The sequence below is a fragment of the Paracoccus sp. R86501 genome, from assembly GCF_042466435.1.
In the GTDB taxonomy this organism is placed as follows: Bacteria; Pseudomonadota; Alphaproteobacteria; order Rhodobacterales; family Rhodobacteraceae; genus Paracoccus.
Genome location: NZ_JAXHPZ010000001.1, coordinates 2,665,187 through 2,677,934, shown reverse-complemented (window position 1 = coordinate 2,677,934; position 12,748 = coordinate 2,665,187). Strand labels below are relative to the sequence as shown.

General features: G+C 64.7%; 9 protein-coding genes. 5 read left to right on the top strand and 4 right to left on the bottom strand.

Annotated features, from left to right (window positions below):
• From glgC to SJY40_RS13080, 5 genes are read left to right on the top strand one after another with little or no spacing between them, the layout of a single operon-like run.
• A complete protein-coding gene (gene glgC, locus SJY40_RS13100) occupies positions 1-1,260 on the top strand; it encodes a glucose-1-phosphate adenylyltransferase (RefSeq protein WP_378947210.1) in 1,260 nt (419 codons plus the stop codon).
• A complete protein-coding gene (gene glgA / locus SJY40_RS13095) occupies positions 1,260-2,684 on the top strand; it encodes a glycogen synthase GlgA (protein WP_378947207.1) in 1,425 nt (474 codons plus the stop codon). Before glgC ends, glgA begins: the two co-directional genes overlap by 1 nt.
• Positions 2,684-4,771 carry a glycogen debranching protein GlgX gene (gene glgX / locus SJY40_RS13090; protein ID WP_378947205.1) on the top strand — a complete coding sequence of 696 codons (2,088 nt, stop codon included), beginning with the start codon at positions 2,684-2,686 and terminating at the stop codon, positions 4,769-4,771. Before glgA ends, glgX begins: the two co-directional genes overlap by 1 nt.
• Positions 4,768-6,639 carry an amylosucrase gene (locus tag SJY40_RS13085; protein ID WP_378947202.1) on the top strand — a complete coding sequence of 624 codons (1,872 nt, stop codon included), beginning with the start codon at positions 4,768-4,770 and terminating at the stop codon, positions 6,637-6,639. The genes glgX and SJY40_RS13085 overlap by 4 nt, the downstream gene beginning before the upstream one ends.
• Positions 6,640-6,671: 32 nt before the next feature.
• Positions 6,672-9,050, top strand: coding sequence for a glycogen/starch/alpha-glucan phosphorylase (locus SJY40_RS13080; RefSeq protein ID WP_378947199.1), 2,379 nt, complete (start codon positions 6,672-6,674; stop codon positions 9,048-9,050).
• On the opposite strand, the gene SJY40_RS13075 is transcribed toward SJY40_RS13080, so the two are convergent.
• The 4 genes from SJY40_RS13075 to SJY40_RS13060 are packed head-to-tail and all read right to left on the bottom strand — an operon-like array spanning position 9,047 to position 12,724.
• Positions 9,047-9,757 (bottom strand): ABC transporter permease, encoded by a 711-nt coding sequence (locus SJY40_RS13075; RefSeq protein WP_378948446.1) that lies wholly within the window; start codon positions 9,755-9,757, stop codon positions 9,047-9,049. The genes SJY40_RS13080 and SJY40_RS13075 overlap by 4 nt on opposite strands.
• 14 nt (positions 9,758-9,771) lie before the next feature.
• Complete coding sequence (locus tag SJY40_RS13070) at positions 9,772-10,689, bottom strand: ABC transporter ATP-binding protein (protein WP_378947196.1); 918 nt, start codon at positions 10,687-10,689, stop codon at positions 9,772-9,774.
• Positions 10,686-11,819, bottom strand: a complete 1,134-nt coding sequence (locus SJY40_RS13065; RefSeq protein ID WP_378947193.1) for an ABC transporter permease — start codon at positions 11,817-11,819, stop codon at positions 10,686-10,688. The genes SJY40_RS13070 and SJY40_RS13065 overlap by 4 nt, the downstream gene beginning before the upstream one ends.
• Entirely contained in the window at positions 11,819-12,724 is a 906-nt protein-coding gene (locus SJY40_RS13060; protein ID WP_378947190.1) for an ABC transporter substrate-binding protein, read from the bottom strand. The genes SJY40_RS13065 and SJY40_RS13060 overlap by 1 nt, the downstream gene beginning before the upstream one ends.
• Positions 12,725-12,748 lie beyond the last annotated feature (24 nt).

Below are 12,748 nucleotides of genomic sequence, written 5' to 3'. Positions count from 1 at the left end.
ATGGCTGAAAACACGCGTCTGACACGTCGCGCCATGGCATTCGTATTGGCAGGGGGAAGGGGCAGTCGCCTGCAGGAACTGACCGACAGGCGCGTCAAGCCTGCGGTCTATTTCGGGGGCAAGACCCGCATCGTCGATTTCGCATTGTCGAACGCGATGAACAGCGGCATCCGCAAGATCGCCGTGGCGACGCAATACAAGGCGCACAGCCTGATCCGCCATTGCCAGCGCGGCTGGAACTTCTTCCGCGCCGAGCGCAATGAATTTCTGGACATTCTGCCCGCCAGTCAGCGGACCTCGGAACAGCATTGGTATCAGGGGACGGCCGATGCGGTGACGCAGAACATCGACATCGTCGATGATTACGACGTCGATTACATCATCATCCTGGCCGGCGATCACATCTACAAGATGGATTACGAGGTGATGCTGCGCGAACACGTCGAAAGCGGCGCCGATGTCACCGTCGGCTGCCTGACCGTCCCGCGTGAGGAAGCGACGGCCTTCGGCGTCATGGATGTGGACGACAAGGGGCGCATCATCTCGTTCCTTGAAAAGCCCAAGGACCCGCCCGCCATGCCGGGCCATCCCGACAAGGCGTTGGCGTCCATGGGGATCTATGTCTTCAACTGGGCCTTCCTGCGCGACCTGCTGCTGACCGACGCCGAGGACCCGAACTCCAGCCATGATTTCGGCACCGATCTGATCCCCGACATCGTCAAGAACGGCAAGGCGATGGCGCATCGTTTCGACGTGTCCTGCGTGCGGACCCCCGGCGCGCCCGCCTATTGGAAGGACGTCGGCACCGTCGATGCCTTCTGGCAGGCCAATATCGACCTGACGAATTTCACCCCCGAACTGAACCTTTGGGACAGCGACTGGCCGATCTGGACCTATTCCGAAAGCAAGCCGCCGGCCAAGTTCATCCACGACGAAAAGGACCGTCGCGGGGTGGCGATATCGTCGATGGTGTCGGGGGGCTGCATCGTATCGGGCACTGAAATCCGCAATTCGCTGCTGTTCACCGAGGTGCATACCAACTCCTATGCCGTGTTGGATCATGCGGTGGTGCTGCCGTATGTGACCGTCCAGCGACGCGCGCGGTTGCGCAATGTTGTCATCGACCGCGGCGTCATCATTCCCGAAGGCCTGATCGTGGGCGAGGACCCCCTGGATGACGCCAAGTGGTTCCGCGTCAGTGAAAAGGGCGTGACGCTGATCACCCAGGACATGCTGGACAGGCGGGCGGCGTCTTTGTGATGAAGGTTCTGTCAGTTGCTTCGGAATGTGCGCCGCTGATCAAGACCGGTGGTTTGGCCGATGTCGTGGGCGCGCTGCCTGCCGCCCTGACCCAGCAGGGGGTGCAGATGCGCACCCTGCTGCCCGGTTATCCGGCGGTGATGGCGGCGCTGGTGGATCCCGAAACCGTGCTGGGTTTCGATGATCTGTTCGGTGGGCCCGCCAAGGTTCTGGCCAGTAGGATCGCGGGCCTTGACCTGCTGGTGATCGACGCGCCGCATCTTTATGCGCGGCCGGGTAACCCCTATCTGGGGCCGGACGGGCGCGACTGGCCGGACAACCCCGAACGCTTTGCCGCGCTGTCCTGGGTCGGGGCGCATATTGCCGCCAAGGGGGCAGGGGGCTGGCAGCCGCAGGTGCTGCATGGTCACGACTGGCAGGCGGGATTTGCCACGGAATACCTGCGCCAGATGCATGCGGGCCATGTCCGCAGCGTGCTGACCATCCACAACATCGCCTTCAATGGCCCCGCCGATCCGGGCCGCCTGCATTCGCTGCGGCTGGACCCGGGACGTTTCCACAGCGAAGGGTTCGAATTCTGGGGCGCGATCTCGGCCTTGAAGGCGGGGCTGATGGGGGCGGATGCGCTGACCACCGTCTCGCCCAGCTATGCCGCGGAGCTGATGACCCCCGAATTCGGCATGGGGCTGGAAGGGGTCATGCGCCACCGCCGCGCATCGCTGCACGGCATCCTCAACGGCATCGATGAGGACGCCTGGAACCCGGCCACGGACCCGGCCATCACCCCCTATTCCAAACCTGCCGGAAAGACTGCCGCCAAGACCGCGTTGCAGGCCGAGATGGGGCTGCCGCAGGCCGAAGGGCCGCTGTGCGTGATCGTGTCACGGATGACCCATCAAAAGGGGCTGGATCTGGTGTTGGAGACCCTGCCGACGCTGCTGGAACAGGGCGGGCAGCTGGCGCTTCTGGGGTCGGGCGACGCCGATCTGGAACGCGCCTTCCGTGCGGTGGGCGAGGATAATCCCAATGTCGCGGTCCGTATCGGCTATGACGAGGGATTTTCCCATCGGCTGATCGCGGGCGGCGACGCCATCCTTGTCCCGTCGCGCTTTGAACCCTGCGGCCTGACCCAGCTTTACGGGTTGCGCTATGGCACCGTTCCCGTCGTCGCGCTGACGGGGGGACTGGCCGATACCGTCATCAACGCATCACCCGCGGCGCTGGCGCAGAACGTGGCGACCGGCATCCAGTTCGCGCCGGTGACGGCGGGGGCGTTGCGCAATGCGCTGGTGCGGCTTGGCACCCTTTACAAGGACACGGAAACATGGTCCCGGCTTCAGACGAACGCGATGGCGCAGCCGGTGGGCTGGGCGCTGTCGGCAAAGGCCTACGCAGAACTTTACGCCGGACTGACCGCAAGCTGATGAACGACCACTATGCGATGACTGCCGGGCACCCGACGCCGTTGGGGGCGACCTTCGACGGTGCCGGTGTCAATTTTGCCATCTTCTCGAAGCACGCCGAACGGGTGGTGCTGTGCCTGTTCGACGACAAGAACCGCGAAACGCGGGTCGATCTGCCCGAACGTGACGGCCATGTCTGGCACGGCCATATCACCGGGCTGCGCCCCGGTCAGCGATACGGATACCGCGTCCACGGCCCCTATAAGCCGCACGAAGGACACCGCTTCAACCCCAACAAGCTGCTGATCGATCCCTATGCCAAACGGCTGTCGGGACGGCTTGCCCCCCATGATGCGGTCTTCGGTTACCGTGCGGGTCATGCCGATGCCGATCTGTCCTATGACCGCCGCGACAGCGCCACCCATGTGCCACGCAGCGTGGTGGTGGACCCATCCTTCACCTGGGGCGACGACCGTCCCTTGCGCCGCCCCATGACCGACACGGTGATCTACGAGGCGCACGTCAAGGGGCTGACTGCGGGCCGTCCGGGCATTCCGGGGCGCGGCGGCTATCTGGCGATGGCATCCGATCCGATGCTGGACCATCTGAACAAGCTGGGCGTCACCGCGATCGAATTGCTGCCGGTGCAGGCCTTTGCCGACGACCGCTTTTTGGTGGACAAGGGGCTGACGAATTACTGGGGCTATATGTCCTATGGGTTCTTTGCGCCCGAACCGCGGTACATGCGCGACGGCGATATCGCCGAATTCCAGCAGATGGTCGCCCGCTTCCACAAGGCCGGGATCGAGGTCATTCTGGACGTTGTCTACAATCACACCGCCGAGGGCAACCAGATGGGCCCGACGCTGTCCTTCCGCGGGTTGGACAACGCCTCCTATTACCGGCTGGCCGAGGATCGGCGTTTCTATGTCAACGACGCGGGCACCGGGAACGTCTTGGACATGGACAGCCCCTTCACGCTGCGGCTGGTGATGGACAGCCTGCGCTATTGGGTCGAGGTGATGCATGTCAACGGCTTCCGCTTCGATCTGTGCAGCGTGTTGGGCCGCACGCGGGGCGCCTTTGACCGCGACGGGCCGTTCTTCCGTGCGGTACGTCAGGACCCCGTGCTGAACCGCGTGAAACTGATCGCCGAGCCGTGGGACATCGGCGAGGGCGGCTATCAGCTGGGGGCCTATCCTGCGCCTTTCACGGAATGGAACGACCGTTACCGCGACCAGCTGCGCGGGTTCTGGCGCGGCGATGGCGGGTTGATCGGCAAGCTGGCCAAGCGCATTGCCGGATCGGCGGCGCGCTTCGACCATGACGGGCGGGCGGCGACCAGTTCGGTCAACTTCATCTCGGCCCATGACGGGTTCACGCTGATGGATACGGTCAGCTATGCCGACAAGCACAATGAGGCCAACGGCGAGGACAACCGCGACGGCCACAACCACAACCTGTCCGACAACATGGGCGTCGAGGGGCCAAGCGACGATCCCGCCATCATCGCGCGGCGCGACCGCAGGCGACGCAACCTGATCGCATCCCTGATGCTGTCGCAGGGCACGCCGATGCTGTTGGCCGGGGACGAGTTGGGCAATTCGCAGGGCGGCAACAACAACGCCTATTGTCAGGACAATCCCATCGGGTGGGTCGATTGGGACAATGCCGATCCCGATTTCCTGGCCTTCTGCCAGCGGGTTATTGCCTTCCGCAAGGCGCATCCCATCCTGCGCCAGAAGCGGTTCCTGCACAGCCAGCCGCGCGAACAGGACGGGCTGCCGGACCTGTTCTGGCGCCGCGCCGACGGCACCCCCATGCGCCCCGAGGATTGGAACGACCCCGAACTGCGCCTGCTGGCCGCTGAAATGCGGATGGCCTCGGGGACGCCCGCCTATGCCGCGCTGCCGGGGGCGGTCTTTGTCGTTTATAACAACGGCAATGATGAGACCGTCACCATCCCCGACGCCCCCAAAGGCAGCCACTGGCGCCGCCAGCTGGACAGCGCCCGAGACGATGACACAGACATCGCCGCAACCCCCACCCAAGAGATCGCCGCCGAGAGCGTCGTCGTCTTCGTCCTGACCGAGGGATGCCCCGCATGACTGCACCGACCATCTTCGACATGCGCCTGTCGCGCAGTGCCCCCGACCTTTGGCCGATCCTTGAACGGCTTTACGGTGAGCGTGCCGATTACGACGATTTCTGCGCCCAGTTGCAACAGACCCTGCGCGACGGATGGGCGGCGCGTCCGGCCGATCTGAAGCGGCTGGATCTGGCGCGCGATCTGGAGCCCGACTGGTTCCAGCGCCCCCAGATGGTAGGCTATGTCTTCTATGTCAACCGTTTCGCGGGCAATCTGGCGGGGGTGCACGACCGGCTGGACTACCTGCGCGACCTTGGCGTGACCTATGTCCACCTGATGCCCTGCCTGAAGCCGCGCCCCGGCGACAGCGACGGCGGCTATTCGGTGATGGACTACCGGCAGGTGAACCCGGCCTATGGGCGGATGGCCGATCTGACGCGGCTGGCTGGGGCGCTGCGGGCGCGGGGCATGTCGCTTTGCGTGGATCTGGTGCTGAACCATACGGCCAAGGAACATGAATGGGCGCAGGCGGCGGTGGCGGGCGACACCGAATATCAGGACATGTACCTGATGTATGACGACCAGACCCTGCCCAACGCCTATGAACAGAGCCTGATCGAGATCTTTCCCGACACCGCGCCGGGCAGCTTCACCCATTACCCCGATTTCGGCAAATGGGTCTGGACCACCTTCAACGAACATCAATGGGATCTGAATTGGGCCAATCCGCGCGTCTTCCTGGAAATCGTGCGGATCATGCTGAACCTGGCAAACAAGGGCGTCAACGTGCTGCGGCTGGATGCGGTCGCCTTCATGTGGAAGCGCATGGGCACCACCTGTCAGGGCCAGCCCGAGGTGCATCTGCTGCTGCGCGCCCTGCGGGCCTGCACCCGCATCGCCGCCAATTCCGTCCTCCACCTCGAGGAGGCGATCGTCGGGCCGGCCGACATGCTGACCTATTTCGGGCGGGGCGAACATGACGGCAAGGAAGGCAACCTGGCCTATCACAACAGCCTGATGGTCCAGTTCTGGGGCGCGCTTGCCACCCGCGACACGCGGTTGATGACCCATGTGCTGCGCACCCATTTCCCGCCCGTGCTGACCAATGCCACCTATGCGACCTATATCCGCTGCCACGACGACATCGGATGGGCCATCACCGACGAAGATGCCGCGGCGGTGGGCATGTCGGGCGCGGCGCATCGGGCCTTCCTGTCGGATTTCTACGATGGCAGTTTTCCGGGCAGCTTCTCGAACGGGGCGCTGTTTCAGGTGAACCCGGAAACGGGGGACAAGCGGATCTCGGGCAGCTTCGCCTCCATGGCGGGGCTGGAGGGGGCCATGGCGCGGGGCGACCGCGCGGGGATCGACCTGGCCGTCGACCGCATCCTGATGGGCCACGCGTTGATCGCATCCTTCGGGGGGGTGCCGCTGATCTACATGGGCGACGAGTTGGGCCTGCTGAACGACCACGGCTATCGCGACGTGCCCGAACATGCCCATGACAGCCGCTGGATCCACCGCCCCGCGATGGATTGGGACGGCGCCGCGCAGGCGGTCACCGACGAAGGCTCGACCCCGGGGCGCATCCTGCATGGCACGCGCACCATCATGGCACGCCGCAGGTCCTGTGATCGCCTGCACGGCGGGCACCCGACCGAGGTCCTTGATTGCGCAAATGCCGCAGTCTTCGGTTTTGCGCGACGCGCGCCGCAGGGCAGCGTTGTTTGTCTTTTCAACTTCACCGAAAGCTGGCAACACGTCGATGGAAATTGGCTGCGCTTTCAAGGCGTGACCGACATGCGCGACATCCTGTCGGACGCGACGGTGACCTTGCATGACGACACGCTGGTTCTGCCCCCCTATGGCCGTGTCTGGCTGTCCTGACCAAGTGTAAGAGGCCCCAAGTGACCCACGCCTTGACCGCGCAAGACCTGCGCGACCAGATCCTTCATCACCTGACCCATACGCAGGGTCGCGGTCCCGAATTCGCAACCGTTTTCGATTGGCGCATGGCCGTCAGCTATACCGTGCGCGACCAGATGGTCGGGCCTTGGGTGAACGCCATCCGCGCCGCCCGCGATCAGGGCGCCAAGCGGGTCTATTACCTGTCGATGGAGTTTCTGATCGGCCGCATCCTGGGCGATGCGATCATCAACTTGGGGCTGGAACCGGCGATGGGGCAGGCCCTGACCATGCTGGGTCAGGACGAAGACGCCATCCTGCATGACGAACCCGATGCGGCGCTTGGCAACGGCGGGCTGGGTCGTCTGGCGGCCTGCTTCATGGAGTCGCTGTCGTCGTTGAACTGCCCGGCCTTCGGCTATGGCATCCGCTATGAACACGGGCTGTTCCGCCAGCGTTTCGAGGGCGGCCAGCAGGTCGAGACCCCGGAAGACTGGCTGAACCAGCCCCACCCCTGGGAATTCATGCGCATCGACTACAGCTATGACATCGGCTTCAAGGGTCATGTCGATCAGGTCGATGGCCGCGCCGTCTGGCGTCCTGCAGAAAGCGTGCTGGCACGGGCCTATGACACGCCGGTCATCGGTTGGGGCGGCGATTGGGCCAACAGCCTGCGCCTGTGGGGGGCGCATCCGACGACGCTGCTGGACCTGCACCGCTTCAACGCGGGCGACCACACCGCCGCCGCCGAACCCGAGGCGCTGGCCCGAACCCTGTCGCGCGTTCTGTACCCCGACGACACGACCGAGGCGGGCAAGGAACTGCGGCTGAAGCAGGAATACTTCCTGACCTCGGCGGCGTTGCAGGACATCCTGCGCCGCTTCATGTCCGAACATGGCGATCTGGACCTGCTGCCCGAAAAGGTCGCGATCCAGCTGAACGACACCCACCCTGCCATCGCGGGGCCGGAACTGATGCGCCTGCTGATGGATGAACACGGCCTGCCATTCGATCGCGCCATGGTTCTGGCGCGGGGGGTGCTGAACTATACCAACCACACCCTGCTGCCCGAGGCGTTGGAGCGGTGGTCCACATGGCTGATGGGCCGCGTGCTGCCGCGCCACATGCAGATCATCCAGATGATCGACGACGATCACCGCCGCGCCACCGGCAGGCCGAACCACATTGGCATTGTCCACGGCGATCAGGTGCATATGGGGGAACTGGCCTTCATCATGGCGGGCCGGGTGAACGGCGTCTCGGCGCTGCACACCGATCTGGTCAAGGACACGGTCTTTGCCGATCTGCACCGGCTGCACCCCGACCGCATCGTGAACCAGACGAATGGCGTCACCCCGCGCCGCTGGCTGCGCATGGCGAACCCCGCCCTGACACGCCTGCTGGACGACACCATCGGCACCGGCTGGACCCGCGATTTGGATCAGCTGAAAGGGTTGGAGGCCCATGCCGGTGACGCCGCCTTCCGCGACCGGCTGCATGCCGCCAAGCGGGACAACAAGGTGCTGCTGTCGAACGGTCTGCTGGCCGGTCTGGGCATCAAGGCTGACCCGGACGCCATCTTCGACGTGCAGATCAAGCGTATCCATGAATACAAACGCCAGCTGCTGAACATTCTGGAAGCCATCGCTCTGTGGAGCCGCATCCACGACGACCCAAATGGCAATTGGACCCCGCGCGTCAAGATTTTCGGTGGCAAGGCGGCGCCGGGATACTGGCTGGCGAAATCGGTGATCCATCTGATCAACGACGTGGCCGCGACGATCAACAGCGATCCGGTAACGTCGAAGTTCCTGCAGATCGCCTATCCGCCGAATTACAACGTCTCGATGGCCGAGGATCTGATTCCCGCCGCCGATCTATCCGAACAGATCAGCACGGCGGGGAAAGAGGCATCAGGCACCGGCAACATGAAGTTCACCATGAACGGCGCGCTGACCATCGGCACGCTGGACGGGGCCAATGTGGAAATCCGCGAACAGGTCGGGGCCGAGAACTTCTTCCTCTTCGGCATGACCGCCGATCAGGCGGCGGCGGAAAAATCGCGCCCCGGCCATGCCCGCGCCGCGATCGAGCGCAGCGAGGACATGAAGATCGCGCTGCAGCTGATTGCCGAGGGTCGCTTTGGCCGGGCCGAGACCTATTACGGTCTGCTGGATCGCACGTGGAACGATGATCCCTTCCTGGTGGCGTCCGATTTCGATGCCTATTATGCGGCGCAACGTCGGGTCGATGCCGCCTATGCCGATCAGGACGACTGGCACCGCATGGCGGCGCTGAACATCGCACGGTCGGGGTACTTTTCATCGGACCGCACCATCCGCGGCTATATGCAGGATATCTGGGACGCCAAGCCGGTCATCTTGCCGGCTTAGCCGATACGGCGTGCGACACGTCGCGTCAGCGCCTGAAAACCTTCGTGGATCATCACCGCGATGATGCCGACGACCATGCCGCCCTGCAGGACAAAGGCGGTGTTGGACGACAGCAGACCCGCGATGATCACCTCGCCCAGGGTACGGGCGGCGACGGTCGATCCGATCGTCGCCGTCCCAAGCGAGATCACCGCCGTCAGCCGCATCCCCGTCAGGATCACCGGCAAGGCCAAGGGCAGATCGACCTGCCACAGGCGTTGAGAAGGCGTCAGGCCCATGCCGCGTGCGGCTTCGCGGATCTGGGCGGGCTGGTTCGTCAGACCGGCCAGCGTGTTTTCAAAGACCGGCAACAGACCGTACAAAAATAGTGCCACCAGCGTCGGCCCCGCGCCAAAGCCCATGACCGGTACGGCCAGCGCCAGCACGGCCACGGGCGGAAAGGTCTGCCCGACCGAGGTGATCGTTCGCGCCAGCGGCAGGAATTCCCGCCCCGATGGCCGCGTCACCATCACCGCCAGCACCAAGGCCACCAGCGTCGAGGCCGCAACCGCGACCGCCACCAGCGTCAGATGCGACAGGGTCAGCGACCAAAGCGGCGTCTGCGTATAGACCGCCGGCGCACCGTTCCGCGTCATCGGCGCGAACAGCCAGGCAAAGCTGTCGGGGCTGGCCAGAAACGCCAGCAGGAACAGCCCCGCCGCCGCCATCAGGATGCGTCCGGTCACGGGGCGGCCCTTTCGCGCAGAGCGGCCAGGGTGACGACGCCGCCGCCGTCAACTGGCAGGGCGTCGCGGCCGCTCCACAGGCATTCCGCAAGGGCGTCGCGCAGGGTTGCGTCGCGCGGGATGGGGGCGCCTGTGGCGTGACCCTCGGTCGCGATCTGGAAGGCAGGGGTCAGGGACAGCAGGTGGAAGGGGCGCATGTCGGGGCCGATCAACGCTTCGACGAAGGGGGTGGCGGGGCTGCGCAGGATATCGGCGGGCGGTGCGTATTGCAGCAACCGCCCCTGATCCATGACTGCGATCTGATCGCCCAGCAGAATTGCCTCGGTCATGTCATGTGTGACCAGAACCAGCGTGGTGCCCAGCTGGCGCTGGATCTGGCGCAGGTCGGCCTGCGCCTTGGCACGAATGACCGGGTCCAGCGCGCCGAAGGGTTCATCCATCAGCAGAACCTCGGGCCTGGCGGCCAAGGCGCGGGCGACGCCGATGCGCTGCTGCTGACCGCCGGACAGTTCGTGCGGCATGCGGTCGCGAAACGCATCCGGGTCCAGCTGGAACAGCGTCAACAGCTCATCCACCCGTTCGCGGATCTGGTTCGCGGGCCAGCGCAGCAGGCGCGGGACGGTCGCGATATTCTGCCCGACGGTGCGATGCGGGAACAACCCGTGCCCTTGGATGGCATAGCCGATGCCCCGCCGCAGCAATGGGGGCGCGATGCTGCCCGTGTCCTGCCCGTCGATCAATACCCGCCCCGATGTCGGCGTGACCAGACGGTTGATCATCCGCAGCAAAGTCGTCTTGCCCGACCCCGAGGTGCCAACCAGCGCCGCGATCTGTCCGCGTTCGACGGTCAGGCTGACGTCATCGACCACCGGCTTGCCGTCATAGCGTTTGGTCAGATTTTCGATCCGGATCATGCGGGCCTCGTGGTGGGGCGATTCAGGGATTCGACCAGCAGGTCCAGCGCAATACCCGCCACCAACGCCAACCCGATGGTGGGCAGGGCGCCCAGCAACACCAGATCCATTGCGGTCTGGTTTAGGCCCTGAAACACGAAGGTGCCAAAGCCGCCGCCGCCGATCAATCCGGCAATCACGGCCAGCCCGATGTTTTGGACCAGCACGATACGGATGGCGGCCAGCAGAACGGGCAGGGCCAGCGGCACCAGCACCCAAGCCAGCAGTTGAACCCGCGTCAGCCCAAGGCCCACGGCCGCGTCCTGGGTGGCGGGGCTGACGCCCGACAGACCGGTCAGCGTGTTCGAAACCACAGGCAGCAGCGAATAGAGGAACAGCGCCACCAGCGCAGGAAAGACACCGATACCCGCAATGCCCGCCTGTGCGGCCCCCGGGATATTGGCAGCGATCCAGCCGAAAATCGGGATCATGATCCCGAACAGTGCCAGCGACGGAATGGTCTGCAGGATGTTCAGCACCGACAGCACTGGCCCGCGTGCAGGCGGCGATTGGTGGATGGCGATGCCAAGCGGCAGGCCGACCAACAGCGACAGCCCAAGCGACCCGAAAGCCAGAAACAGATGCGCGGCGCCTTCGCGCAAAAAGGCATCGCGGCGGGCGGCGTATTCGCGCATGACCGAGACCTGATCCAGCCACCCCGTCATCAGCACCACAGCGACCAGCGTCACGGCCCCCGCCAGCATCAGCCAACGCCAGTACAGCGCCGGACGCAGACGGGTGATCGCATCGGTCGACATCAGACAGAATGCCAGCAGCAACAGCCAGAAACCGGCAGCCGGGGCAACGCGCGCCAGATCGGGGGCCTGCGCCATCAGGCTTTGCGCAGTGCCGCCAAGGGCCAGCACCACCGTACCCAAGCCTACCAATCCGCCTGCCAATCGCCAGATATGCGACCAGCGCAGGCAGCCGGCCAACAGGATCGCCGCCAGCATTGCGGCCAGCGGCAGGGACATGGCAATGCCGTCGCCCGGCACGATGCGGTTAGCTTTGAACTGCACCAGCGGCAGGATCAGTCCGGCCAGCCCGATCAGGGCAAACAGCAGGCCGGGGCGATCAGGCCGCAGGCTCATCAGTCCAGCAAACCTGCGCGGGTCAGATAGTCGCGGGCGACGGTCTCGGCAGGCTCTCCGCCGATCTGGATGCGGCCGTTCAGCTCCTGAAGCGTCTGCAGGTCAAGTCCGGCAAAGATCGGCGCCAGAATTTCGGGGACCTGCGGGAATTCTTTTAGCACCGAGGCGCGGATGATCGGTGCGGGCTGATAGACGGGCTGGACCGCCTTGTCATCCTCCATCACGACCAGACCTGCGGGGGCAATGCCGCCATCGGTGCCATAGACCATCGCCGCATTGACCCCCGAGGTCTGCTGGGCGGCTGCGGCGATGGTGGCGGCCGTGTCACCGCCCGACAGCTGGATCAGCTGATCGGGCTGCATCTTGAAGCCATAGGTCGATTGGAACGCCGGCAGCGCGGCAGCCGAGGTCACGAATTCGGTCGATGCCGCCAGCTTGATGTCACCACCATCGCTGATCCAGGCACCAAGGTCGGACATGCTGGCAAGGCCGTTTTCCTCGGCCAGATCCTGGCGCAGGGCGATGGCCCAGGTGTTGTTCGCGGGCGCCGGTTGCAGCCAGACGATGTCGTTCTGTTCAAGGTCCAGCTGGGCGACGCGCTGATATCCGGCCTCGGCATCCTTCCAGACCTTGCTGTCGGCTTCGTTGAAGAAGAAGGCGCCGTTGGCGGTATATTCGGGATAGATGTCCACCTGTCCCGAGGTGATCGCGTCGCGCATGATCGGCGTGCCGCCCAGTTGCAGACGTCCCTTTACGGGCAGTCCGGCGTCCTGCAGCGCCATCAGGATGATATTGCCCAGCAGCCCGCCTTCGGTGTCGATCTTGGAGGATACGGTGATGCTTTGGGCCCCTGCTGCGGAACCAAGTCCGAGCAGGGCGGCGGCGATGACGGGGATGGCTTTCATGGGTCGTCCTTTCGTGTCGCGCAC